Below are 25,561 nucleotides of genomic sequence, written 5' to 3'. Positions count from 1 at the left end.
CCGAGCCGCCAAACCACCACGTCAGGGGGAACCACGGTATGGCAGAGTCTGCGAAGGACTTCTGTTCCGACCTTGTCGATCTATCCGGGATCTCTTTGGCGGAGCTGCACTCCAGTGACGACCCCGCGTTGCGACGCGCGTTGAGCCGGGCGGGCCGCAGGGCGAATCTGGCTTTCGGGACGCTCGACGAGGCCAACAGCGAGGAGATGAGTTTCCTGCGCGGGCGGCGGCCGGGGCAGCGGCAGCGGTGACCACCCGGACGCTGGATGTTCATCGGGTATCCCGGGAGTCGCTCAGGGCCATAGCGGCGGGCAATCCGAGCGAGGTCGATCTGCGCCTGCTGAGCTCTGCTCAACGCAGTCAGCTACTCCTCGTGCTGCGGGCGTTGCTCGACCACGCCGGGACGGCAAGTCACCGAACCCGGCAGCACGACGGTGTCCCGCCGGCCGAGAGAGCCTGGCGACTGCTGTGCACGGCCCAGCGGCATGCCCCCGAGGCGGTCGAGACGGTGCTCGCCGACCCGTCCGTCATGGCCTGGGCCCTGCGACTGCTCAGACGACTCAGCGGTTCCGGCGCTCCGGCCTCTGCGCCGCTGTGGGCCGACCTCGGCCAGTTCCACGCGCTCGCCGCGGCCGCGGCCCTGCGCGCCGGAGTCCCGGCCGTGCTTCGCGTACCGGCGCACCGGGGCATGGTCTGGATACCCGGCGCCGGAGTGGCGGGCCCGGTTGCGCGGCGCCGCTGGAGCGAGGCGGAGGTACGGGTGGGAGACGCCGACGCCGTCGTACGGGGAGAACTTACGGAAGTACGACTGCCCCGTCCCCTCGCCGGGTCCGCGCCCGGATGGCGTCCGCTGCGGGAGCTGCTGCGCGCTGCACCGGGTCCGGGGAAGGAGGCAGCAGCGGGGCCGTGGCTGGACACGGTGACGCCCTATCGGGACTTCACACAGTCCCCGAAGTCTCCCGGCCGGCTGGCTGAGAGACGATTACGGATGTGGCAGGACCGTCTCGCTGGTGCCTACGTCCTGCTGGAGCGTGAGTGCCCGGCGGACGCCGCCGCGTTGACGGCGACCGTGCGCGCCCTCGTTCCCCGGTCATTCCAGACGCTCAGAGGGGGGCAGGTGGCCAGCGCCTCGTCGTTGGACGCCTACGGGGCGATCACCCTGTCCCTGCCGTACGACGAGGTCCAGACAGCCGCGGTCCTCGTCCACGAGATGCGGCACCAGCAGTTGAATGCGCTGCTCAGCCTCGTAGCCCTGGTGCGGGTCGCCGACGACGGGCCGGCCGGGGCGGGGGAACGGCGGCTGTATTACGCACCCTGGCGCAGCGATCCCCGTCCGGTGCACGGCCTGCTGCACGGGGTGTTCGCGTTCGCCGGTGTCGCCCGGTTCTGGCGCGTCCACCGCAGGCAGGTGACGGGGACGGAGGCGCAGCGTGCCTCCTTCGAGTTCGCCGTCCTCAGGGAACAACTGCGCGAGGCCGTCGACGCGCTCGCGACCGCCGAAGACCTCACCGAGGCTGGCCGGCTGTTCGTCGATGAGAACGCGGCGCTCGTCAGGCAGTGGCAGGACGACGATGTACCCGATGGGCCGGACGCACTGGCACGGCACTACTGCGCGCTGCGGCGTGCCCTGTGGCGGGCACGGCACCTGGAGATCCCGGAGTCCGCGGCGGAACGTATCGCCACTGCCTGGACGGCGGGGCGCGCGGCCCCTCCGCGGCCCCCGTCGGTATTGCGTTCGCGTCTGGAGTCGATCCGGCTCGACACGTTCGGGCCGCTCGCCCGGCTCCGGCTGTCGGCCCCGGAGCACTTCGTCCGCCGCCGGAAGGCGTATGGCCGGGACCCCACGCGCCGGGCCGAGTACGCGGCCGTCGCCGGGGACACGGAACTGGCCGCCGCCGGGTACGCCGAGTGGGCGGCCCAGGACCCGCTGGAGCCCGAGGCGTGGATCGGTGCCGTACTGATCCTGCCCGAGCGGACCACAGGGCCGGGCGCCGCCTTGCTGCTGGACCGCCCCGAGGTGGTGGCCGGCGTCCGCCAGGCGGTCGCGGCCGCAGGGGGCGGCTACCCCGACCCCCTGCAACTGGCCGCATGGCTCGGCACGAGCGGTGACCAGCCTGTCCGGACCGCCCCGCACGCGCTGAGCGCCCGGGGCATGGAGAGCGTCCCGGGTCAGGTCTAGAGCGAGATCAGATCGATGTCCGCGTTGGCCCGAAGCCCTTGCTCGGCGTTCACCGTGGCGGGGTGGGCTGCGCCCAGGATGGTCCGGTACCGCTCCAGGGACTCGGTGTACAACCGCTCGCTGTCCTCGCTCCTGCGCAATGCCTTCAGGTCGTAGCTCAGATTGAGCTGGACGGCCAGGTTCGCCGGGTGGTTCTCGCGCAGCCGCGCCGACTCCTCCGCCACGGCCGCGTCGATTTCGTAGGCCTCGTCGGGGTGGCCGAGGGCGAAGTGGTCGCTGGCCAGGTTCATACGGGCGAGCAGGGTGCGAGGGTGGCCCTGGCCCAGCGAGCGAGTCAGCCCCTCCACCGACTCCTGATCCAGTTCCAGTGCCGCCTCTGGCTGCCCGAGCAGCCGGAGTGTCACCGCGAGGTTCATCGCGGTGGCGTAGCTGTGCGGGTGCTCCCGGCCATACCTGTTGCGGTGCCGCTCCAGAGCCTCCTCGTTCAGCTTGCGCGACTCCTGGATGTTGCCGATCTGCCGTAGGTCGTTCGCGTGGCTGACCGCGATCTGCAAGTATTGCCGCCCGCCGGTGCCGAAGAGTTCGCGGACCAGGCCGATGTACCGCAGTGACAGCGCGTACGCGCCCTCGTGATCGCCCAACTTGCGGCGGGTCACGCAGAGGTTGCGGTTCACCTGAGCCGTGAGCGGGTTGTTCTCGCCCAGTTTGTCGCGCACCTCTTCGGCCAGCCGCTCGTAGCCTTCGAGGGACTCCTCGTAGCGGCCGGTCTCCTGGAGATCGAGCAGGTAGGAGTTTTGGGTGGACAGCGTGTAGAGGTGATCCTCGCCCAGGACCTCGATCCTCTTCTGCCAGGTGTCGTAGTCAAGTTCCCGTGCCGCTTCCGAGTTGCCGGCCAGTCGTAGGTCGACGGCGTAGTTGTGGGCGGCGAGCAGGGTGGCCGGGTCCTCGTCGCCGAACACCCGCTGGCTCGTCTCGTAGACCCGCTTGTCCATCTCCCGCGCCTCATAGAAGTTTCCGCGGTTGCGATGGTGCGTGGCCATGAAGCTCTGAGCCTGGAGCGTGTTCTCGTCCTCCTCGCCGAGGACGCGGCGATAGCGCTCCACGAGCCCGGCCTGCAGGTTGTACGCACGCCCCAGGTCGATGCCCTGCTCGCGTAGCGCCTCGGCGATCTGCTGGTCGAGGGCGAGGACTTCCTCGTGATCATCGCCCAGACGCTCCCGCCAGATCTTCGCGGCCCGCTCCCCCAGGGCCAGGGCGCCCGCATGGTCACCCCGGGCCCGGAGGAACCACACCTCGTTCAGTACGAGCCGACGTGTCCAGGGCTCCTCGCACTCGACCGCGTTGGAGGCCCTCAGGTGACTGAGGAGGGAGGAGTAGCGAGGCCAGGACGTGGCACGCTGGGGGGTGCTCGGGTCGGCATGGGACAACAGCTGGTGGGCGGCGTGGCGCATCACCGCCCGTTCCTGAGCGTTCATCTGCTCGATCAGTACCCGCTGCACCAACCGGTGCATCTGCACTGTGTTCTGCCGATGATCGATCCGAGCCAGCGCATACCGCCCGATCTCCCGCACGGCCCGACCGAGTTTGACCGGGTCGTCGAGCGCGGACTGCAGATCCTGCGGAACCGAGATGCCGCGTACGGCTGAGAAGAGGTCCCATTCGATCGGTTCCGGAGCGAAGAACGCGCAGACCTGGAGCAATTGGAGTGCATCCGGGCGTGTTTCGCGCAGGCGGCCCAGGGAGACGTTCCAGGCGGCCGCCACGGACAGGGGGTAGTCGCCGGGAGGCTCGGACTGCATCAGCTCCGTGAAGTTGCGCTCGTATACCTCGAGGTACTGCTGCACTGGCATGCCCGTCTCGGCCAGCCAGACCGCGGCTTGCTCGACCGCTAGGGGCAGGTCACCGAGGGCGGCGGCAAGGTGGTCGACTGCTTCGTCGGGGAGCTGGGGGCTGCGGCGACGCAGCAGTCCGACGCTCTCCTCACGGGCGAACACGTCGACCTCCAGCGAGCTGGCATCGGTGGACCACTGGAAGTTCCGGGACGTCACGACGATGCGTCCTGGGCCGTCACTCGGGAAGTACTTGCGCACTTCCTTCGGGTTCTCGGCGTTGTCGAACACCAGCAGCCAGTTGCTGTACGGTTCACCCCGGCGCAGGGCGTCGAGCACGGCGGGCACCGCGCTCATCTCCGAACCCGCCTGCAGGCCCATCTGCTCGCCCAACTCGATCAGCGACTGGACGATCTGGTTCTCCTGCTCGGACGGGATCCACCAGATGAGTCGGTAGTCCCGGCTGCGCCGGTAGACGTACTCGATGGCGATCTGCGACTTGCCCACACCGCCCATGCCGTGCAAGGCCTCCGGAAGCACCGCGGTGACACCGCTACTCAGGCGCTCCTGCAGTCTCTCGAGCAGCATCTCCCGGCCCGTGAAGTTCCGGTTCCGCTGCGGTACGTTCCCCCAGATGCGGGGTGGGTCGTGCGGGCTTCGTTGACCCGGGGCAACGGACAAACCGGCAGACACGGGGATGCCTCCTTGTCGTGGACGCGCCGAAGGGGGCGCGGGGGAGGTGGTGGGCTGACTGGGCGGAACGACGGCGGATGATGGCGCCAGGGGTGAAGTCCCTGCCGAGCGAGGGGTGTTCGCCCCATTCGGCGATTGATCTTTTCGAGGCCCGTAATGTAGCGCGTCTGAGGGTGTATTCTCCAACTTTGACCGCATTTCGGTCGATGAGTACCCTGATGGCCGCTTGTACCCTGGCGTGGGCGCCCCGTAAGAGGCGGTGGCCTTCCGGCCCGGCCCAGGGCCGGTGCGCTGGAGCAGCCGACCGAGGTGGTTGGCCCGGGCGAGATAGGGGCCCGACACCGCACACAGCGCGGTGTAGAGATGAGCCACGAACGGGCGGGTCTGGTCCGTCATGGGAGGGTCGGCGGGTTCGCCCTCGGGGGCCACCAGGGCGCGTCCGCCTTCGCCCCACAGCTCCTCCAGGCGCGGACCGAGATGCTGCTGAATCTGGCGCAACGCGCGGATCGTCTCCGTACGGCTGCCCTGAGCGAGGAGTTCTTCCCGCACGCCCTCCTCGAAATCGAACGACACCCGGTGGGCATCCTCGACGTCGGCTGTCTCGTCGGTACGGCGCACCAGCCCCAGCAGCACGATCTCGGCGAGGTTCCAGAACTGCGTGCCCGGCAAGGCCTGTTGGAGCAACCGCATCACCGGGAGATTGAGCGGGGCCGCCGCGAGCCGCTGGGCGAGGGCGTATGCGCCGGGAGAGGCGGTGGCCCGGAAGCGGCGCACCATGGCGGCGGCACGCTTGGCCCGCCGTACCGCCGACGACTCGGCGGACCCGGTTCCGTCACCGGTGGCCCGCGGCTGGGCCACGATGTCGGCAAGTGCCTCGGGTACCGGGCCGACCGCCGCCGCGCGCAGGTCCCGGCCCGGCGCGGTCCACAGTGCCGCCAGGCCGTGCCATTCGCCGCCGTCCTCTGCGGCCACCAGCTTCGCCCAGCGCCCCAGCGAGGCCGGCCGCAGCTCCACGACGGGCACGGGGATCGCGTTCTCACGGCCCGGCTCGGCGGCCTCCTGCGGATCCGGCCCCAGGACGTCCGCATGCGGGTGCTTCCAGTCGGCGTCGTACGAACGGTTGGGCGCAGCGGATGACGGCGCCCGGAGCCGGGTCCGGGTGAGCGTGGGCAGGGTCAGGTCCCAAAGGTGCTGAGGGAGCAGGCTCAATACGGCGATGGAGGAGAATCGGGCGAGCCGGTGCAGCAGCGTTACCGCCCGGCCGGTGCGCCAGGCGCCGTGACCGCCGTCCGTGACGGCCAGCAGCAGATGACGGTCGCCTGGCCGGAGATCGACCGCCGGAACGTTCGGCGTCGAACCGTCGTCCAGGTTCCAGCGGACCAGACGTACGGTGCGAAAGGCCGCCGTCTGCTCCATCAGCTCGGCGATCTGACGTGTGGTGTGTGACCACAGGGTCATCGACGGACTGTCGTCCACCAGCAGCACAATGTCGAAACTCCGCTCCGGAACCGCCCGGCACACCGGCGTCCACACTCCGGCCAGCGCGGCCCGCTCGGCGGTCGCCTCCTCGTCCAGTTCCAGGTCGTGGGGCGAGTCACGGAAGCGCCGTAGCGGGCGCAGCGACCGGGCGAGCGCCAGGGAGCCGGCCAGTCGGGGTGAGGCGGGCCAGCCGGCCTGTTCGGGGGACGGCCCGTCGCCGGAGCGGCGGGCGAGCAGCGGACTTACCCGGGTCGAGGCGACGGGCGGGAGGACGCTGAACGGGGGGAAGTTCTCCTGCCGGCCGCCGGTCTCGTGCCCTGCTCCGGAGGCTGGCAGTTCGTCCGGACGGTGGCCGCCCTGCTCCCCGGGCGTGGGGACTTCAGCGGAGCTGGAACGGCCACCGGCCTGGCCGCCGGGTGCTCCGGCGTCGTCGAGACGGTCGCCGTCCTGCGGTGTGGGCGCGTCGGAAGTTCCGCCCTCCCGCTGTCCGGGCGCCTGGAGTTCGCCGGGTGCGCTCCCCGGCCGCTCCCCGGAGCCCGTGGGATCGCCTGAGGCGCCGTCTTCGGCCCGGGCGGAAGGCCAGAGCCGTTCGGCGCGCTCCCAGGCCGCCCGGCCCGGTGCGTCGAACAGCGGTACAGCAGCGTCCTGGCAGGCCGCCAGGTATAGCGCGTCCGCCAGCTCCGACCAGGTCGGCAGCTCCCGGTCCGGGGCAGACCTGTGCCCCCCCTCCGGCCGTGCGGACGGGGGAGGGAGTTCCGGGGAAGACGCCGTCATCCGGTCCTCGATTCCGCCCCCGCTCCGTCGAGCCGGTGCCACAGGGCGTCCACGAGGTCCTCCAGGGCCTCCTCGTCGTCGCCCGGGAAACGGCCCGAAGTCGCCAGGAACACCGCATTGAGCAGCTGGTCCACGGCGAGGCCGCCTCGATCCCGGCTGTTGTGCAGGAACCGGTCGATCAGCCCGGCGGCCCGGGTGGAAACCGCCGACTCCACCCCCCCGGCCGTTTCCCGGAGGTGGGCCATGACCATGTCGACCAGTTGCGGACGGTCCGGGTCCGGCATCCGCAGCCGCAGGCACCGGCGCAGGAAGGCCGGGGGGAACTCGCGTTCGCCGTTGGAGGTGATCACCACGATGGGGAAGGCGCGGCACTTGACGATGCCGTCGACGATCTCCGCGGTGTGACCCCGGTCGTCGGTCATGACCGTCACCCGGGGGTGCAGCCGCCGGGCCCGTACGAGCTCGGCAATCGGGAACTGGCCCTCCTCGAACACGCTCAGCAGGTCGTTCGCCAGATCCTGGTCGCTCTTGTCCAGTTCGTCGACCAGGAGTACCCGGGGCAACTTGTAAGGCAGCAACGCCGTTCCCAGCGGGCCCAGTTGGAGGTAATCGCCGATCCCGGGCAGCTCCTCCGCCCCTGCCTTACTGTCACCGGGCGTGTCCCCCGTCCGGTGCAGAGTCCGTAACGCCGCCGAGTCCTGGACCCGGCCGATCGCATCGTACTCGTACAGACCGGACCGCAGGGTGGTGCGGCTCGTGATGTGCCAGCGCAGCACTCTGCCGAGTTTGAGTTCCCGGCTGATCCGGTACGCGAGGGACGATTTCCCAGTACCTGGTCGCCCCGTCACCAGCAAGGGCCGACGCAGCAGCAGAGCGGCGTTCACCATGTCGGCCTCGCGCCGGAGTTGGTCGGAGTCGGCGGATAACGCGGTGACCCGCCCCAACCGGCGCTCGATCTCCTCGTCGTCCGTCGGGGGTGGGGCGACCACGGGCCCGCCGGTGAAACGGCGCCAGGGCGGCGGGGGCGGAAGGAGCTCGGCGAGGCTGGTGTCGTACAGGGGCTGTCCGGTGCCGCGATAGATCCACCACCGGTGGTCGGAGGAGCGGCGACTGGCGCCATCGTCCGCGGTGGCGCCGTTCGTCTCCGGACCCGTCGTGGGCCCCCCCGTGCGTGCATCGTCGGCCGAACGCGTTCCCCCGGATGCGCCGTCCTCTGGAAGCATCTCGTCCTACCCTCCCCCTGCGCGGATCAATCCGCGGCGTCTCCCCGCCCGCCCGGAAGGCGGTACGGGTCGTCCCAGAGCAAAGCTGCGTGGCGACCGAGCGTAGAGGAGCCACCCCCAGCAGGATCCTCGCCCCCTGCCTCTATGCGCAACGATCGAACTGCGTCAGGTAACCGCAGGATTCCCTTGCGTGATGTCAGTTCCCGTAATTCGTTGCGAAAGGCGGGATCCACACCCCCGCGGCGGTCCCACACCACGATCGGCACGCCCGCCCGGAGGGACTCGGCCAGTTCGTCGACGGAAGTCCCCGCAGGGCGGCTGCCGGGCGGATCACTGAGGACGACCATGACCGGCTGCGGATCGGCCAGCAGACGGCCCCGGCCGCCATCGTCCGGGAACCAGTGGACCGGGCCCCCGCTGTCGGTCACCAGGGCGTCCCAGCGCTTGGCCCAGCGCCCATGCGTGTCCGTGCGTTCCATCCTTTCGAGGCTGCGCAGGACGACCGGGTGATCTTCCCCGAGGGTGCCCTCCGCGCCATGGAACCCCTCTTTCGCCCATTGTTCTATGGGTAAGTCCAGAAGATCCCTGGGCAGGAGGAACTCCAGCGTCAGGTCCTCCTTCCAGAAGTACGCCCAGCCCGTCTCTGCCTCCTGCACCAGCGCCTTGACATGCTCGGGCAGGTCGGCCACGTCGACGCGAACGTCCCCGCCGCGCCTCGGATACGGATCCGGGTCGCCGATCCGCCACCAGTACGACAGCAGCCGTTCCCCTTCGTGATCGGGGTCTGGCAGCGGGCGCAGTCGGATCAGCAGACAGGCGGTGGGCGCCCAGACCGGGCCGGTGGCCGGATCATGCGGGCGCTGTTCGGCCTGCGGCAACGGGACCGGGGGCGCGGGTGTCACAGAGGCGCACACACTCTGGGAGGAGCGAATCGCCAGGGGGGCACGCTCCGCACCGGCGGCGACGGGCAGTGCGGCGAACGCCGTGCCGTCCGCCGGAGGAGCCCCCGTATACGTCTCCGGGCGGACCCTGTGCTCTGCCACCCAGTCCAGCAGTTCCTGCTGTTGCTGTCCCTTGGCATAGCGGGCGAGGTATTCCACCAGCAGGACACAAGGAGGCGGTTCGCCGGGGCGGGCGTTGAGGTTCGCCGCGTGCAGGACCGCCGACCAGGGCTCCGCGCAGTGGGCCGGCAGGGGGTCGGGCCGGTCGCCCAGCGCCTCGTGGAAGACTCCGGCGACGTCGAGCACCTCCAGCCCGCCCAGCAGGGCCATCAGCCGTTCCCAGCTGTGCGCGGCGAACAGCGGTGCCTCGACCAGCGCGATCGCGGTCCGCACCCGCGCCATGTGCCGGGTCTCGCCCTCCAGCATCGAGACCACGCCGCCAAGCACCTGCAGACCGTCCGGGTACGGCATCACCTCCCGGAGCAGAAACATCAACGACACCCGCCGACGGCTGCTCTCGGGCAGCGTGACTGCGCACCCCAGCATCCGGCTCACCTGGCGTGCGCACTCGTGCAGCAGCGCAGACTCCTCGAAGCACGGGACGGCGTCGAGCGCGTCGAGGAGGACTTTGGGCGGCCCCCAGGCCCCCTGGGCGCCCTGGGAGCGCGTCACCGCTCGCCCCCCGGACGGGCAGCAGGCCACAGCCTCTCGACGAGGCGGAGGGCGGCCCGCGCGGACTCCGACTCGTCGTCGAGCAGCCGTAAGGCATCGAGCAGAGCCTGTCGGCCATACCGGTGGTCGGCGCAAGCCTGGACGACGTAGAAGAGCTGAAGCCGCGGGCGGGGGTGGGTACGGATCGCGTGGCGGAGGGGCGGCGGCAGCAGGCGGCGAAGTGCGGCTCCGGCGTCGTCCTCTATTTGGGGTACGTTCAGGAGCGCGTCGGCAAGGGTGAACTGGTCGCGGGCGGAGGGGGGTTCGGCTGAGTCTGACGGCTGCCCGGGCTGCTGGGGGGCGGCCGGGGTGTGCCGCCCGGTCTCTCCGGATGGAGCCGGGGCGAGTGGTCCCGCCTGCTCGGGTGCCGTCGGCGTGAGCGGCGTCGTCCGCCCGGGAGCCACCGATGCTTCGGCCCGCTCCAGCAGCAGGGCCAGCTCCGGCCACATCCGTGCCGCCGCCTCCAGCGGAAGCATCCAGGCCACCTTGGCCTGCCGGTCGGTCCACGCGGCGGTGACCATGCCGACGACCCGCCGGGCCGCCGGGTCCCACACGCCGGCTCCGCTGAATCCGTGGCCGACCGGGGCGCCGACGCTGCCGAGTCCGTCCAGCTGGATCCAGTCCCGGTGCGGGCCGCCGGGCCCCGTCAGCCGGGCGGCGGAGAGCAGTCCGTCGGGCGCTCCGGTGGGGTGGCCGTACACACTCACCTCGCGCCGGTCCGGCTCGCCACACGGGCCGAGCCGTGCCGGAACCACTTCGTCGGGAGGCGACCAGGCCGTGCGCAGGACGGCGAGGTCCCCGCCCGAACCACCGGCCAGGGGGCCGGGAAACCAGCCGCCCGGAACGACCACCGCCTCGCCGGCCGCGATGTCCGGACGGCCGGGCACGTCGACATGAACGGAGTCCTCCGGTATCGCCAGCGCCCGCTCCCCGGTGGATCCCACGGCCGACGCCACCACATGCGCGCAGGTCAGCACGGTGTCGGGCGTCACCATGATGCCGGCGCCGTGCACGCCTCCGTGCGGCGACAGCACGCGTACCCTCCCCAAGGCTCTCCCTAAGGACGACGCGCCTGCCGTCTCCCCCTTGGCCACTGCCATGTCCCTTCCCCCGCGAGAGGCCCTCGGCGAACGCCTCCCGTATGTCCCCGTATCGACCAGCGTACGAAGCGCATGCGCCCGGTACGGGCTGCGTGTACCCCGGAGCTTTACCGCATGCGTCTCCGGTGAATCATCGGTGCACGCACGGGCGTTCCGCGATACGCATACCGCATGGCTGGAACACGACACGGAAACCTGGCTGCATTCCGCGCCACGATGCGCCGCTGTTGCCCTGGTGTGCCGGGGACCAAACACCTACTCAAAGGTCGGTCGGCTGCGTCCCGTCCCGAGTCAGGGTACGCAGCAGGATCCGCCCGGGTGCCTTATCGCGAGGGTGCAGAGGAACGGTGAACACTTCAGGCTCATCGAAGATCGGCTCGCCGTTCGAGCGGGTGTAGGGGACGAGGCCGTAGTCCACTCCGTCGGCGGTGTCGAAGCTCATCCAGGCAATGGCCTCGCGTTCGCCTTCGCGGAGCGGGAGGTTGGAAACGGCCCAGGCGTTCACTCCTTGGTCAGTGATGACCCAGACCTGGGGGGGCGGCGAAGACGATGCGGCAAGCGTGGATCTTCCGCGCCCTCTTCGCTGCGCGTTCCTCGAAGGCCGTCGCGGTTGCTTCGTCGCGAAGGTAGTCGCAGTCGGACATCACGAGCGTGCGATCGCCCTGCAGCGCGACGACTGCCGGGCGGTCACGCTCGTGGATCGCTCGCTCCAGCCGACCCGCCACATCGAGCACGTCCAGATCGATCTGCACGGCTCCCACCTCCCGGCTCACCGGCAGTCTCCCCATGCGGGGGCCCGCGACGCCTCGTGCGGCGCGGCAGGTGAGGTGGCAGGGCCGGTTCACGCAGGATCTGGGCCACGCCACTCAGGCAGCGAGGGCCACGTCCGTGAGCCGCTCGCGCTCGATCCTGGTGCCGCGGCGAGCTGCCGCGCATCACCCTGGTCCATCTGCAACGGACAACCGTCGTTTGCTCGTTCGTCCGGGAATCGACGGCAGTGACCGTGGCACCCCACGACGAGGGCGACGACGTCGAACCGGTGGCCGCGCCTTCGCTCGACGCCACTACGACCGAGACCCGGTTTCCGGGCTGCAGACCCGGTGGGAACCGCCCCGCCTTCAGGCCGACCGCTGCCACCGCCTGCCCCGGCACGTCCCTGGTCAGCAAGGCCCCCTCAGGCAGGCCGTAGGCGACAGGGTGCCCCTCCACCGTCGACCGCGAGCGGGCTGGAATCGCCTCGAGGATGCTGTCGGCCGACATGCTGATCTCGCGAAGATCCCGGGCACACAGCTGCTGCCCGACGGTGACCGGATGCGCCAAGGCCAACACCGCCTGCCGGTGAATCAGTTGAGTTCCCACCACGACGCCGGCGGTCGCGCACCCTGAGACGAGCAACAGGCCCAGCAGCAGATAGGGAAGACTCCGCGGTCGGGGCGTTCCGCTCAACCGGACAGGTGCCCGTCCCTTCCGCCGGTCCAGCCCACTGGTTCCTGACGGCGCACCGTCCCTCGTCGCCGCGGCCGGATCCGAGTGCGTAGGCACACGGGTATTCACCACCTGCCACCTCCCGGTACAGCGCTACTCCCCACCGCGCCGCCGACGCGGTGAGCAACGATCAGTTCTGGGGTTTGTCGCCCCTCCCCCATCAAGCCCGGCAAGGGACGTTGCGCTCAGTACTCAGCCGCCGGTGTTCAGCGCTTGGCTTTCCGCTACGCGGAAGGCGGTGGTCGACGTGGTGGTCAGGTCGGGGAACGTGCCGGACTCTCCGGCCCCGGCCCAGGTCACGGCCCAGTCCGATGTCTCCCCTGCCTCGGCCATGCTCCGCCACATGCCCACGTACGCCGCGGTCGCCGGCTGGCGTGCACTTGCAACCGGGGAGGATGGCGCCGACGATCCGGAGGCCGAGGCACTGGGCGTGCTCGTCGACACATCGCGATCGCTGGACGGGTTCGCATCACCCGGATCGGATGACATGCATCCGGTCGCGATCAGTACGGCTGTGGCACCGTAAGCCGCCCAGCCGATCTGCCACTTGAGCTGTCTCGTGTGCCAGCGATCGACACTGCAACATCACTCCGCGTGCCTGTGAACGCATGCGGGTTCCACCGTTACCGCACTGACCTGTTCCAACTGCAAGGTGCGAACGCGCGGTTCGACGTACCGACTTCAGAGTGCGCACCGCACGACTCTCGATCACGGAGGCTGCCGATTCGGCACGTCAGCACTCGAATCACCCACGACTCCGCCACCGGGGACTGGGCCGCCTCCAATGCATCCCCTGCCTGTCGGCTGTCAACTCGGCTACCGTCTCCCACGCGATCAGCACCCGAGGCAGCAGTCCTCCTCCGTGCGCTTCTCGCTTACTCGAGGACCCGGTCGACGATCGTCCAGCCGGGTGCTGCTCGGAGGCACCACGGCGTGGTTCCCTGAGCGCGACGCGTTCACGGGTTGCGCCCTGGCGGCGGATGTTCCTGCTCTTCGCCAGGTCGTTCTGCAGACCGCGTACCCGGAGCGGTGGGAGGGGTAGGAGACCAGAGCGATGCCGCTCCTCGTCGACCACGACGACGACTCGCTCGGCGTCGACCGCTTCCTCGGTGCCAACGGCAACCAGGCCTCGCAGAGCACCGTGGCCTCGCCCTCTCCACGGGGCTACCCGACGTCAGCCGTCGCTCGCTGCGCCTCATTCGGCCGAAGGCGCGCCATTCACGATTCGTACCATTCGACGAGCCGGTCGACAGTTGCCTGAAGGATTTCCGTTCTCCGCCGGTCCTCTCTGACGGCGCGGAGCTCCTCGACGAGCCCGCGAAGACGGCGCCAGGCCTCAGGGTCACCGTCCTCGATCGCTTCCACTTCCGGGGACATCGTCGTCATGAGGGTCCGGGCCAACAGTGATCGAGTGGCTTCAGCCGGAGCTTCGGAGACGGGCATTTCCCAATCTGCGGTGAGATAGCGCGCCGGATCGCCCAGCAGCCAGCCGACCAGATGTCCCTGCGCGAACAGCAGGTCGAGGTCGGGTGCGGCGGAGAGGCGGAAGCTGCTCGCGTCGGGACGGCGTGCCGAGCTGCGGAGACAGATCAGGTGAGTGGCATCCGGAGCGATCCAACACGAGTTGGTCTGTGGGCTGGAGAAATTCGCGTCTGTCATGGTGCGCAACCTGCCTGTGACGCGCCTGGCTCGCTCTCAGCCAGTCAGAGCGAAGTCCGAAGCGGCAGTAGCTTGTGGAAGGTACAGGCAGAGGCTTTCCAGCTCGCGATCAGCCGACCGAAAGCGAAGGTCGTCGTCTTCCGACCAAAGCCACTGCGCGCTGCCGAAGGTGGAAGCCAGCTCCCCTTCCTTTTCCTGAAGATCCGTATAGGCGCCGACCGCGACGAACGGGCCGGAGAGGACAAAGCGCGGCGTATACGCAAGGCCGCCATCCACGATTTGCGCGCTGATCGAGTCAGCGATCCTTACTTCCACAGGGGGACCTCAACGAATTTGCTTGGCGGGCGGCATGAATGTGCCTCCCGTTCCGGGGATTTTTCCGTTGACGATGTCGTCATGTTTGATGGGTGGCCCGGGGTCGGTCGGGGAGCCTCCCAGTGCGTCCGCCCCACTGTCGCCCTTGACACCGGATGGCCCGTATCCGGTGATGACGTCGCCTGCGCCCGCACCGGGGCCCTTGGTCACAACGATATCCTCGCCTGCCGGAAGATGAGGTTCCCCCTGCCTCCTTCTGACAGCTATACGGCATCGGGGTCCTTGAGGATTTTCAGGACACGATCATCTCCGAAGTGAGGGTGGTAGTTGCTGGCCTTCCGCATCTTCCCCTGTTCGGCGTTCTCGATGATCTTGTCGGCCGCCTTCTGCGCTCGCTCCTCCGGGCACTTCGCCAAGCCCAGAGGGTCCGACCACACGAGCGGGGACCAGGGGTAGGTGAATTCGTTGTCGCCCGCCTCGAGTCCGAGCGGGTCAGGTGAGACGTATCGGCCACATCGCGGGTCGCAATAGCGCTGATTGTTGTAGAAAAGCCCTGTTTCTTCGTCTTCGTACTGCCCTGGAAACCTGAGCGGGCAGTCAACTCCATCACTCCGCTCTTGCAGAGTGGATCCCCATAGAGACTGCGTTCGCCTCCATGTGATCTCCCCTGCCGGAGTGACGAGCTGTGTCGGGGTACCAATCAGATCGGTGATGATCGCGTGAAATTCCGCGTCGTACTCCGCTTGCTCTTCACGGAGCTGAGCAGAGGGCATGGCGAAGCCAAGGCGTGGGTCATCAACCGAGGAGCGGCAAACGCGCGTGGTCTGTATGAGCGGCCGATGACTGCCGATCTCGTAATCCCAGCTGGTGATGCGTCCCATTGCTTCGATGCGCTCGGCGACGCGAGTGCCGTCCCACGCGAAATCGGTCGCTGCCCTAGTGCCGTCGCTCGCCAGGTGATACTTGGCCACTCGCCGTCCGAGCGGGTCGTAGGCGTACCGCCATCGGGTGCCGTCTGGCAGGTCCACCTCCGTAAGGCGGTCCTCCGCGTTCCAGCAGTATGTCCAGCGCTTCGTTTGCCCATTGAGAAGCTTCCGGGTCCGCTCGACGAGGCGGCCTTGGCTGTCGTACGCGTAGCGGGTGCGGCCGGAACGGCGCAGGAGAGTGCCTGTTGTCTCCCACGTGCCGTTGTGCTCAGGAGCGTGATCTGTATCGGCTGTGGTGATGTTGCCGGTGGCGTCGTAGGCGTACCTTTCGGTCCAGTTGACGCCGTCCACAGCGGTGACCGGCCCGCTGGAGTGAGGGTGAAGCGCTGCCGCCTCGAGTGTGTCTCGCTGATTCCAGCGAGGATTCCGTCGGTGCGGTAGTGGTATTCGCGTTCCTGAACCGGTGTTGAACCGGGCTCTATGGTGCGCAGGGACTGGCTCGCCAGGCGGCCGGCCGCATCGTAGGTCTGCAAGAAGAGCGACGTGGCGTCGATGGCGCGGTAGATCTCCCGGCCTCCCGCGTTGTACCCGAAATCGAGCGCATGGCCTATGGAGTTGGTGAGCGATGTGGCGTGGTCTTCGGGACTGTACCGCCGGTGGAAACCAAGCCGGTTGGCGTCGTACGGGCCGTTCGACGGCCGAGAGCATCGTATGCGTAGTGCATCGTGCGGCCGTTGACGGTCTCGGTGAGGGTGCGGCCGAGGGCGTCATATGTGTACGCGACCGTCGTATCCGCGTTGCTCATGACGGCTGTGCGGCCGTCTGCGTTGTAGGTGAAAGTGGCGCGTTCTCCAGTGCTCGACTGGCGTGCGGTGACTCGACCCCGGGCGTCGCGCATGTACGTCAGCGCCTCGCCCGCGCCGTTGGTCCGGGTGCGCGGACGTCGCGCAGCGTCGTACGTGTACGTCAGCGTGCGACCGTTGAAGTCCGTCTCCGCGGTGAGCCTGCCCGCCTCGTCGTACAGGTAGGTCCAGGTGAGGCCACTCGGGTTGGTGACCTTGGTCAGGCGGAGCTCCGTGTCGTAGTCGAAGCGGAAGGTGTTGCCGTCCGTATCCGTCCGGGAGGCGACGAGGTCGAAGTGCGTGTAGGTGTACGTGGTCGTATGGCCCGCCCGGTCGGTGTGGGTCAGGAGGTTGCCCTCGCCGTCCCAGCTCCACGACTCCGTCATGCCGTCCAGGCCGGGATGAGATCGGTCTTCGTGGCGTCAGGGGATATGCCGTGCGCGCTCATCCGAACATCCAGTCCTCGACGTCGGTCTGCCAGTCGCTCATGGTCTTCTCGAAGCCGCCCTCCTGGCTGTCCGGCAGCGTGTAGCCGCCGTGGTCGAACATCCAGCGGCTGGCTCCGCCAGTGGGCAAGGAGGCGAGGTTGCTCTCGGTGGGCGTGAAGCCCTCGATATTGAGCTCTTCGCAGGTCTGGTATGCCTGGATCGTCTCGTCGAGCTTGGAGGAGACGTCGTCGCGTACTTGGCCAACTGCTTGCAGCCGTACCCCCAGGCCTCCAAGAAGCCCTCCACCGCCGAGCGCACGTCGTCGTTGCCGGCGTTCTTGGCGTCGGCGGCCAACTGATCCTTCTTCTCCGCGACGCGTTTTGCGGCATCCATGGACTCCTCCATGGGAGCCTGAACCCGCCTGAGTGCGGCGATCTCGACCTTGTAGCTGCTACTCACCAGCGGTCTCCTGATCAGCCGTGGCGGTCAGTTCAGCACGCATCACGTCGACCTGTTCGGCTCGTATGAGCTGAGGCTGCGCGCTCGCCAGATCGACGGCCAGACCCAACCCGGTCGGCAGCAGCGTGAGCAGGTCGTCCCCGAAAGTGGAGAACCACTCCACGGCCCCGGCATACCGGGCAAGTTGCACCAGCGAAGAGAAGATCGGGATCGCGGCGCCGTCCTCCCCCGGGCTACCGAGAACCATCACACCCGGCCGTTCCGGCTTCTGCAGATACCAGCGACCCCGCAGAAATGCTTCACGCACCTCAGGGAGCAGCTCAGCGCTGCCCCCTTCCCCCGTGTCACTCATACCTTGCATCTGATCACGCAGGGCGGGAGCGTCGTCAAACCCGTTCTCCGAAAGGCCAGTCACGCGGATCGACCTCAGGTCGGCTCACCCGGGGGAATCGACCTGACCTTCTCTAGTCTTCCGGGATGCGTGGAGTTGGAATAGCCACCGCGGGGTGATCGACGGGATCCCCTGGCGGGATCTGCCTGCATGTTTCGGTAGGTGGATGATCGTCCGCATCTGCGAACGACACAGACGCTGGTCGGCGAACGGCACGTGGGACAAGATCCTGGGGGCCGTCCAAGCCGACGCCCACGCGGCAGACCGCATCGACTGATCCATGGCGAGCGTGGATTCCACCTCATTCTCGCCTACCAACACGCCGCCGGAGCATTGTGGACGTCGCTGTCGTCACATGATCAGCGGCCCCGCTGAGAAGGCTGATTGGCTCTGGCGTGCAACCCTAGCCAGTGCACACTTGCGCGGGAACGCCCGGGAACTCCCAGTAAGAAGCGGGCAGTGCCCAGACACGAACAAGGGCTCCGACCAGGCCAAAAGCCCAGAGCAAAGCCTCGCTGGCAGACGAGTCGGGCTATACGCCGGGGAGAGTCGTCGCGGCGCTATGACCTGTCCAAACGTGCAGGGAGGGCGCTTCCGTGGCTACGTTGGTGGCTACGCAAGGCGCGCTCCGCCCAGAAGCGCTCCGAGCCGGTGGCTACGTCGCCCTCCCCGTTCAGAGGGTCTCGATGGGCTCGAAATTGTCCGAGTCCGCCCCCTTGGGCATTCAGGCAAATGTGCTTCTCGTCAGGCGGTGCGCTAGAGCGCCGTGATTCGGTGGTCCAGATCCGAGACTCGGTCTTGGGACACGAACCCGACAAGACGCCCTCGGAGTCCGTGGCCTCCTCCACCGTCTAATCGGTCATGTCGCGCCGCACCGCCACGTAGACGACCGTCACTGGACGCCCCTGCGCGGCAAGGGCGCTTTCCGCAGCCGTCACCTTGCGCCTCTGCTCGTGCATGCGAACCGGAATCCGGATGAGCGCACACCTCGTCCGCTGGCGGACCCACCAGGTCACGTACGTCCTGCTCGGGCGGGGGCGGATGAGCAAGTACACAAGGCGATGGGTGCAGGACCAAGCAGATCCGGGACGGGCTCCTGCCCCACGCGATCCGTGCCGCATCACAGAGGTACGCGAGACCGACCTCAACTTCGGCCTCAGGAGGCGGTCCCCAGGACAACAGAGGCGATCCTCCGCCCGTACGGCCAGCGCCGCGACCAGGGCGGCCCAGGCCTTCAGCGCAGCCATCTGCCATGTGCCGAGTCCCACCAGCCGGGCGGCACCGTCCACCCCGCTCTGGAGGTCACATACCCGTCGGTGTCCGCGTAGCGCGACAGCAGCGCTTGCACCCACCCCGTCTGCGCTGGGGAACACATTTTCCTCACCAACATGCAACCTTTTCCACATCCGGAGAGTCCGCGTCTACATGCACACGCACGTCCTGGACATGCAGACCCAATCGGGCCGACTTGTATCGCAGCCGGTCTCGCTCGGCCTGGCCGAGCCTCACGGGCTGCACGCTCTGCGACTCAGGCACGACACCGTTCACGGCGGCACACCTCAGGCCGGACACAGTCGCTTCACCGGCAGTTCGATCCTGCACACCCGCCCCACTCACTTCACGAGGAGCCCAAAGGTGGCGTGTTAACCATGTCAACAGACTGATACCTATGAATTCTGAGTCACATCGTGTACGGTAACGGTTGCCTCACTGTCCGTTCTGACACCATGGGCCGTGCGGCAGCAGATCAGGGGGCGCGTTCCGGTTCGAAACCGCGAGAACGCGAGCAGTAGGCAAAGGAGCGGCAGTGAGCCACGAGCTCGTCGACGGCAGATTCCGCATCGGGCGCGTCATCGGCAGGGGCAACATGGGGGAGGTCCACCAGGCCGAGGACCTGCGCGCTCCCGAGAGCTCGCCGGAGCGCACCGTCGCCGTCAAGACGATCCTGCGCCGCCGCACCGGGGGCCGGATCGACACCGGCGGCGACTCCAAGGCCGTGGAGCGCTTCGCCCGCGAAGTGGGCATCATGCGGCACCTGGACCACCACCCCAACCTCGCCCGGCTCATCGAGGGCGGCATCGCCGCGGACCGCGACGATCTGCCTTACCTCGCGATGGAATTGCTGGACGGCGAGTCGCTGCGCGACCTCATAGAGGAGGAGCCGCAGCTCCCGATCCCGTGGGTCGCCGCCATCGGCGCCCAGATCGCCGCCGGCCTCGCCGCCGCGCACGCGAAGGGCGTGGTCCACCGGGACCTGAAGCCCGCCAACGTCATGCTCACGCGGGGCGGCACCGTCAAGGTGCTCGACTTCGGCATGGGCAGCATCGTCGACGACCCGGACCAGACCCGCCTGACCAGCACGGGCGTCAGCGTGGGCACGGCCCGCTACATGGCGCCGGAGCAGTGCCAGGCCAAGCAGGTGACCCAGGCCGCCGACCTCTACGCCCTGGGCTGCGTGCTGTACGAGATGCTGGTCGGCGTCCCCCCGTTTACGAGCGAGTCGGCGTACGAACTCGCCGAGCGGCACGTCCACCAGGAGCCCAGCCCGGTCCGCGCGATCCGCAGCGAGACCCCCGCCCAGCTCGCCCGTCTCGTCGACCGCCTGCTGGCCAAGGACCCGGCGAACCGCCCGGCCGACGCCGTGACCGTACGGGACGCCCTGCTCCCCCTCGCCGTACCGTCGGACGACACCAGCCTCGTCCCCACCTGGAGCGGGCAGGACCCGACGCTCCCCCTGCGCGAGGCCACCCCGGCCCCGGCGCCCGCCGCCCCGCGGCAGCCCGCCCTGGTGACCGGCTCCGGCGCCGGCATGGACGTCTTCGGCGTCCACCAGGCGCTGATCCGGGACTACCGCTCCTTCACGGAGGGCGGCACCGTCATCCGCGACGAGCGCATCAAGGCGTACGTCGAGAAGGACCTCGACGACAAGTCCCAGTGGCCGAACCCCTGGCTGTCGCTCAACCCGTTCTTCCAGGGCGGCGGCACCGTGGTCGAGCTCGCCCAGCAGAAGGTGCTGCACCCCGAGTGCGCCCGTATCTTCCAGGCGAAGAAGACCGAGGGCGGCACCGTCTGCGACGGCCGGCCGCTGCTCCTGCACCGGCACCAGCGCGACGCCATCGACGCCGCCGCGTCCGGGGCGTCGTACGTCCTGACGACCGGCACCGGCTCCGGCAAGTCGCTCTCCTACATCGTCCCGATCGTCGACAAGGTGCTGCGCCAGCGCGACGAGGAGGGCCCGAACGCTCCGAAGCGCGTGCGGGCGATCATCGTGTATCCGATGAACGCGCTCGCCAACAGCCAGCTGCGTGAACTGGAGAAGTACCTGCGCGACGGCTACGGCGCGGGCCGTGAGCCGGTCACCTTCGCCCGCTACACGGGCCAGGAGGACGACGCGAAGCGCAAGGAGATCCGCGACAACCCGCCGGACATCCTGCTCACCAACTACGTGATGCTGGAGCTGATGCTGACCCGCCCGGCCGACCGGGCGAGCCTCATCAAGATGGCGCGGGGCCTGGAGTTTCTCGTCTTCGACGAACTGCACACCTACCGCGGCCGTCAGGGCGCCGATGTCGCCCTGCTGATCCGCCGGGTCCGCGAGGCCTGCCAGGCCGAGGACCTCCAGTGCATCGGCACGTCGGCCACCATGTCCACGGAGGGCACGCTGGAGGACCAGCGGCAGGTGGTCGCCGGTGTGGCGAGCACGCTGTTCGGTACGACGGTCCGGCCCGAGCACGTCATCGGCGAGACCTTGGTCCGGGCGACCGGCGAGGCGCCCGCCACCATACCGGCTGAGCGCCTCACCTCACCCGCCCCGCGCGCCTACGACGACCTGGCGCAGGACCCGCTGGCCCGCTGGATCGAGGACCGCTTCGGCCTCGTCGAGGACGAAGCCACGGGCCGCCTCGTACGCCGGCCGCCGACGCAGATCGAGGTCGCGGCGCGCGAGTTGCACGAGACGTCGGGCGTCGCGGAGGAGCTGTGCGCGGAGGCGATCCGCGCCACCCTGGAAGCCGGTTCCCAGGCACTCAATCCGCGCAACGAACGCCCGCTGTTCGCGTTCCGCCTGCACCAGTTCCTCTCCAAGGGCGACACCGTATACGTCACCCTGGAGAACAAGCCCGCCCGCCACCTCACCCGTTCCTACCAGCTCGAACAGCCGGGCAGCGGCGGCAAGTTGCTGATGCCGCTCGCCTTCTGCCGGGAGTGCGGCCAGGAGTACCTGACGGTGTGGCGCACCGAGAAGGACGGCGAGGTGCGCTACGAGGCCCGCCGCGACACCTCGGCGACCGGCGGCAGGCAGGGCGACGGCTATCTGTACGTGGACCACGAGCGCGAGTGGCCGTCCAACGTCCAGTACGCCGTCGACGACCGCCGACTGCCCGAATCCTGGCTCGAGTTGGACGACAAGGGCCAGGAGGTCGTCAAGCGCGCGTACCGCGACCGCGTCCCGAAGTCCGTCACCGTCGACCCGTTCGGCCGAGAAGGCCGGGGCGGCCAAGGCGGCGAGGGCGGTGAGCTGAAGGCCGCGTTCATCCCCTCTCCCTTCCTCTTCTGTCTGCACTGCGGTGTGGCGTACGAGCAGACGCGCGGCCGGGACTTCGCCAAGCTGGCCACGCTGGACCAGGAGGGCCGTTCGTCGGCGACCTCCCTGGTCTCGGCGTCGATCGTGCGCTCACTGAAGTCGGTGCCGGAGGAGGCCCTGGACAAGGAGGCGCGCAAACTCCTCACGTTCGTCGACAACCGGCAGGACGCCTCCCTCCAGGCAGGCCACTTCAACGACTTCGTGCAGATCACCCAATTGCGCGGCGCCCTGTACCGGGCGGCCCTGGACGTCGGCGAGGACGGCCTGCACCACGAGGAGCTGGCCTCCGCGGTGACCAACGCGCTCGCCGTCTCCCCCGTCGACTACACCGGCGAGTCCGACCTGCCCCCGTCCCTGGCCCGCAACGCCGCCCGCACCCTGCGGGATGTGGTCGCCTTCCGGCTCTACCTCGACCTGGAGCGCGGCTGGCGCATCACCATGCCCAACCTGGAGCAGACCGGCCTGCTGGAGATCGACTACGAGGACCTGGACTGGATCGCCACCAAGCAGGACCGCTGGGAGGGCACCCACCAGGCGCTGCGGGACGCCGACCCGGCACTGCGGGCCGAGGTGATGAGGGCACTGCTGGACGAGATGCGCCGCTCGCTGGCCATCGACGTGTCGTACTTCCGCGACGACACCTTCGAATCCCTCCAGCGGGCGAGCGAGGAACGGCTCGTGGACCCGTGGATCCTGTCCGCCGCCGACAAGCCCCGCGTCGGCACCGCCTACCCGCACCCCTCCCGGCCGGGCATGGACCGCGCCAGCCTGTTCCTGTCGGCACGCGGCAAGTACGGCAAGTACCTCAGGCGCGCCGACCGCACCTTCCGGGACCTCGACCAGGACGACCTCCAGCTGATCATCACGGAACTGCTGAAGGTGCTGACCAAGGCGGGCCTGGTGAAGGAGGTGGAGGCGGCGCCGCAGCGGGCCGGCCGCTTCCGCCGGACGTCGTCCGCCACCACGACCGGGTACCGGGTGACCGCCCAGTCGCTGGTGTGGCGTGCCGGCAAGGGCGAGTCGGGCGCGCACGACCCGCTGACCCGCACCTACCAGAGCGGCGACGGCCCGCGCATCAACACGTTCTTCCTCAAGCTGTACCGGGAGACCGCCGACGCCCTGTCCGGCCTGTACGCGCGCGAGCACACCGCGCAGGTGTCCCCGGAGGACCGCGAGGCACGCGAAGAGGCCTTCCGCAAAGCCGAGTTGAAGCTGCTGTACTGCTCCCCCACCATGGAGCTGGGCGTCGACATCTCCTCGCTCAACGCGGTGATGATGCGCAACGTGCCGCCCACGCCCGCCAATTACGCCCAGCGTTCGGGCCGCGCGGGCCGCAGCGGCCAGCCCGCCCTGGTGACGACGTACTGCGCGACCGGCAACAGCCACGACCAGTACTACTTCCGCCGCTCCGAGCGCATGGTGGCGGGCGCGGTCGCCCCGCCTCGCCTGGACCTCGCCAACGAGGACCTGGTCCTCTCCCACCTCCAGGGCATCTGGATCGCCGAGGCGGGCCTGCGCCTGGGCCGCTCCCTGCCCGAGGTGCTCGACGTGTCGTACCCGGACACGGGCGACCGCCCGAACCCCGCCCTGCACCTGCTGCCCGACGTCCGGGACGCGGCCCACGACGACGGCGCCCAGCGGCGCACGGTCGCCGCCGCCCTGCGGGTCCTCGGCCCGCTGTTCAGGGACTTCACCGAGACCACGTGGTGGCACGACGACTGGATCGACGACAAGGTCCGCACCGTCGCCGAGCGCTTCGACCGCGCCTTCGACCGCTGGCGCAGCCTGTTCCGCGCCGCGCTCGACGACCAGTACGTCCAGAACAAGCGGCGCCTGGACTACAGCCTCACCGAGACCGACCGCAACCGAGCCAACGCCCGCCGCCGCGAGGCCGAGACGCAGCTGAACCTGCTGATGAACGAGAGCGTCGACAGCAAGTCGGTCCTCTCCGACTTCAACCCCTACCGCTACCTGGCCTCCGAGGGTTTCCTGCCCGGCTACAGCTTCCCGCGCCTGCCGCTGGCCGCGTACATCCCGACGATCGGCCGCCGCCGCGGCGACGGCGACTACCTCCAGCGCCCCCGCTTCCTCGCCATCCGCGAGTTCGGCCCCGGTTCGCTGATCTACCACGAGGGCGCCCGCTACCAGGTGACCCGCATCCAGCTGCCCCCGGACTCCTCCGGCGAGCTGACCACGGGCGAGGCGCGCCGCTGCGCGCACTGCGGCTACCACCATGAGCCCAAGGAGCGCGAGGACCGCTGCGGTTTCTGCAACGAGACGCTGGGCGCGGCGACGTACGGCCTCCTCCACCTGCACACCGTGTACACCACGCGCCGCGAGCGGATCTCCTCGGACGAGGAGGAGCGGCGCCGGGCCGGCTTCCGGCTGGAGACGTCGTACCGCTTCCACGACCACGGCGTCCGCAAGGGCCGCCTGAACGCCACGGTCGCCGACGCGACGGGACAGCTCGCGCAGATCGCGTACGGCGACTCCGCGACTGTCCGCATCACCAACACCGGCCGGGTACGCGCCCGTACGGACGAGCCGCCGGGCTACTGGCTGGACCTGGCCGACGGCCGCTGGATGAACGACAAGGACGCGGCCGAGGCGTCCGGCGACTCCAGCGAGCTGCCGATCGTGGACGCGGACGGTAACGAGCGGCGGCGCAAGAAGCGGGTCATCCCGTTCGTGGAGGACCGCCGCAACATCCTCGTCGTCACCCTCGACGAGGCGCTGCCCGAGCCGGTCGCGCTCACGCTCATGTACGCCCTGGAGCGGGGCATCGAGGCGGAGTTCGAGCTGGAGGACGCCGAGCTCTCCAGCGAGCTGCTGCCGCCGGACGACGGCCCGAGGCGCCGCATCCTGTTCATGGAGGCCGCGGAGGGCGGCGCCGGCGTACTGCGCCGCCTCCAGGCGGAGGACGATGCCCTCGCCAAGGCGGCCCGCCGCGCGCTGGAGATCTGCCACTTCTCCGAGGACGGCAAGGACGAGGGTGGCGAGGAACACCGCCCGGGACGCGCCTGCGCGCTCGGCTGCTACGACTGCCTCCTCACGTACGGCAACCAGCTCGACCACGCCCAGCTCAACCGGCACACAGTGGCCGCCCTGCTGGTGCGGTTCGCGTCGGCGGCGGCGAGCCGTGAGGCGCGGGGCGAGTCCCGGTCGGAGCAGTTCCGGCGACTGGTGGCCGAAACTCCCGCCGATCCCACGCCGGTTGAGGCGAAGGCGTCCGAACTCGCGGCGCAGGGTGACTTCCTGAGCTGGGTGAAGGCGTGCGGGCTGCGCCTCCCTGACGAGAAGGACGTCTTCCTGACGGAGGCGAACGCGGCACCGGACTTCGTGTACCGGCTGCCGGGCGCCAATGTCGCCGTGTTCGTCGACGGCCCCTCCGGCGCGGAGGAGAGCGCGCTCCGTGACGCCGACGCGGAGGAGCGCCTCTTCGACGCCACCTGGGACGTCGTCCGCTTCCCGCACGGCGCCGACTGGGCTGCCATCGCCGCCGCCCACTCCCGCTACTTCGGCTCACCCGCCAAGACCAACTGACG

At 69.3% G+C, this 25,561-nt stretch carries 17 protein-coding genes and 1 pseudogene; 5 read left to right on the top strand and 13 right to left on the bottom strand.

From position 1 onward, the window contains the following. Positions 1–38 precede the first annotated feature (38 nt). The gene (locus tag ACP4J3_RS12955; RefSeq protein WP_426533606.1) at positions 39–251 is read left to right on the top strand and encodes a hypothetical protein; all 213 of its coding nucleotides are present in this window, start codon (positions 39–41) and stop codon (positions 249–251) included. After that, positions 248–2,179 carry an HEXXH motif domain-containing protein gene (locus tag ACP4J3_RS12950; RefSeq protein ID WP_426533604.1) on the top strand — a complete coding sequence of 644 codons (1,932 nt, stop codon included), beginning with the start codon at positions 248–250 and terminating at the stop codon, positions 2,177–2,179. The genes ACP4J3_RS12955 and ACP4J3_RS12950 overlap by 4 nt, the downstream gene beginning before the upstream one ends. Here ACP4J3_RS12950 and fxsT read toward each other — a convergent pair. From fxsT to ACP4J3_RS12915, 7 genes are all read right to left on the bottom strand, one after another. Then, on the bottom strand, positions 2,176–6,954 hold the full coding sequence (gene fxsT / locus ACP4J3_RS12945) for an FxSxx-COOH system tetratricopeptide repeat protein (RefSeq protein WP_426533602.1): 4,779 nt from the start codon (positions 6,952–6,954) through the stop codon (positions 2,176–2,178). The genes ACP4J3_RS12950 and fxsT overlap by 4 nt on opposite strands. Next, entirely contained in the window at positions 6,951–8,177 is a 1,227-nt protein-coding gene (locus ACP4J3_RS12940) for an AAA family ATPase (protein WP_426533600.1), read from the bottom strand. The genes fxsT and ACP4J3_RS12940 overlap by 4 nt, the downstream gene beginning before the upstream one ends. Positions 8,178–8,203: 26 nt before the next feature. After that, positions 8,204–9,790: an effector-associated domain 2-containing protein gene (locus ACP4J3_RS12935; protein WP_426533598.1), complete on the bottom strand. Its 1,587-nt coding sequence runs from the start codon at positions 9,788–9,790 to the stop codon at positions 8,204–8,206. Further along, complete coding sequence (locus ACP4J3_RS12930) at positions 9,787–10,863, bottom strand: S1 family peptidase (protein ID WP_426533596.1); 1,077 nt, start codon at positions 10,861–10,863, stop codon at positions 9,787–9,789. Before ACP4J3_RS12930 ends, ACP4J3_RS12935 begins: the two co-directional genes overlap by 4 nt. Before the next feature lie 325 nt (positions 10,864–11,188). Next, entirely contained in the window at positions 11,189–11,434 is a 246-nt protein-coding gene (locus ACP4J3_RS12925; protein WP_426533594.1) for a hypothetical protein, read from the bottom strand. Between the two features lie 7 nt (positions 11,435–11,441). Continuing rightward, positions 11,442–11,681: a hypothetical protein gene (locus ACP4J3_RS12920; RefSeq protein WP_426533592.1), complete on the bottom strand. Its 240-nt coding sequence runs from the start codon at positions 11,679–11,681 to the stop codon at positions 11,442–11,444. 925 nt (positions 11,682–12,606) lie between these two features. Further along, positions 12,607–12,747, bottom strand: coding sequence for a hypothetical protein (locus tag ACP4J3_RS12915; RefSeq protein WP_426533590.1), 141 nt, complete (start codon positions 12,745–12,747; stop codon positions 12,607–12,609). Positions 12,748–12,757: 10 nt separating this feature from the next. Here ACP4J3_RS12915 and ACP4J3_RS12910 point away from each other — a divergent pair, with 10 nt between their 5' ends. Further along, positions 12,758–12,940, top strand: a complete 183-nt coding sequence (locus ACP4J3_RS12910; protein WP_426533588.1) for a hypothetical protein — start codon at positions 12,758–12,760, stop codon at positions 12,938–12,940. A gap of 692 nt (positions 12,941–13,632) precedes the next feature. On the opposite strand, the gene ACP4J3_RS12905 is transcribed toward ACP4J3_RS12910, so the two are convergent. From ACP4J3_RS12905 to ACP4J3_RS12880, 6 genes are all read right to left on the bottom strand, one after another. Beyond that, the gene (locus ACP4J3_RS12905; protein WP_426533587.1) at positions 13,633–14,073 is read right to left on the bottom strand and encodes a hypothetical protein; all 441 of its coding nucleotides are present in this window, start codon (positions 14,071–14,073) and stop codon (positions 13,633–13,635) included. Positions 14,074–14,109: 36 nt separating this feature from the next. Further along, positions 14,110–14,388, bottom strand: coding sequence for a hypothetical protein (locus ACP4J3_RS12900; protein WP_426533585.1), 279 nt, complete (start codon positions 14,386–14,388; stop codon positions 14,110–14,112). Between the two features lie 263 nt (positions 14,389–14,651). Then, positions 14,652–15,665, bottom strand: coding sequence for an RHS repeat domain-containing protein (locus ACP4J3_RS12895; protein WP_426533583.1), 1,014 nt, complete (start codon positions 15,663–15,665; stop codon positions 14,652–14,654). Positions 15,666–15,921: 256 nt separating this feature from the next. Further along, positions 15,922–16,542, bottom strand: a complete 621-nt coding sequence (locus ACP4J3_RS12890; protein ID WP_426533581.1) for a hypothetical protein — start codon at positions 16,540–16,542, stop codon at positions 15,922–15,924. 58 nt (positions 16,543–16,600) lie between these two features. Next, entirely contained in the window at positions 16,601–16,732 is a 132-nt protein-coding gene (locus ACP4J3_RS12885) for a hypothetical protein (protein WP_426533579.1), read from the bottom strand. 303 nt (positions 16,733–17,035) lie between these two features. After that, positions 17,036–17,458: a hypothetical protein gene (locus tag ACP4J3_RS12880; protein ID WP_426533577.1), complete on the bottom strand. Its 423-nt coding sequence runs from the start codon at positions 17,456–17,458 to the stop codon at positions 17,036–17,038. Between the two features lie 73 nt (positions 17,459–17,531). Here ACP4J3_RS12880 and ACP4J3_RS12875 point away from each other — a divergent pair. Together ACP4J3_RS12875 and ACP4J3_RS12870 are read left to right on the top strand one after the other, a co-directional pair. Further along, positions 17,532–17,708: pseudogene (locus ACP4J3_RS12875) on the top strand (transposase); the annotation flags it as partial. A gap of 1,533 nt (positions 17,709–19,241) precedes the next feature. Continuing rightward, positions 19,242–25,559 carry a protein kinase domain-containing protein gene (locus ACP4J3_RS12870; protein WP_426533575.1) on the top strand — a complete coding sequence of 2,106 codons (6,318 nt, stop codon included), beginning with the start codon at positions 19,242–19,244 and terminating at the stop codon, positions 25,557–25,559. Positions 25,560–25,561 lie beyond the last annotated feature (2 nt).

It is taken from the genome of Streptomyces sp. UG1 (genome assembly GCF_049974585.1).
Taxonomy (GTDB): Bacteria; Actinomycetota; Actinomycetes; order Streptomycetales; family Streptomycetaceae; genus Streptomyces.
This window is presented reverse-complemented; position numbering and strand designations above follow the sequence as displayed.

What these genes read in the sequence shown, in the direction of transcription:
- ACP4J3_RS12915 (WP_426533590.1), bottom strand. Translation starts at nt 12,747, where the DNA reads ATGGCCGAGGCAGGGGAGACATCGGACTGGGCCGTGACCTGGGCCGGG.
- fxsT (WP_426533602.1), bottom strand. Translation starts at nt 6,954, where the DNA reads ATGACGGCGTCTTCCCCGGAACTCCCTCCCCCGTCCGCACGGCCGGAG.
- ACP4J3_RS12890 (WP_426533581.1), bottom strand. Translation starts at nt 16,542, where the DNA reads ATGACGGAGTCGTGGAGCTGGGACGGCGAGGGCAACCTCCTGACCCAC.
- ACP4J3_RS12955 (WP_426533606.1), top strand. Translation starts at nt 39, where the DNA reads ATGGCAGAGTCTGCGAAGGACTTCTGTTCCGACCTTGTCGATCTATCC.
- ACP4J3_RS12910 (WP_426533588.1), top strand. Translation starts at nt 12,758, where the DNA reads ATGCCCACGTACGCCGCGGTCGCCGGCTGGCGTGCACTTGCAACCGGG.
- ACP4J3_RS12940 (WP_426533600.1), bottom strand. Translation starts at nt 8,177, where the DNA reads ATGCTTCCAGAGGACGGCGCATCCGGGGGAACGCGTTCGGCCGACGAT.
- ACP4J3_RS12905 (WP_426533587.1), bottom strand. Translation starts at nt 14,073, where the DNA reads ATGACAGACGCGAATTTCTCCAGCCCACAGACCAACTCGTGTTGGATC.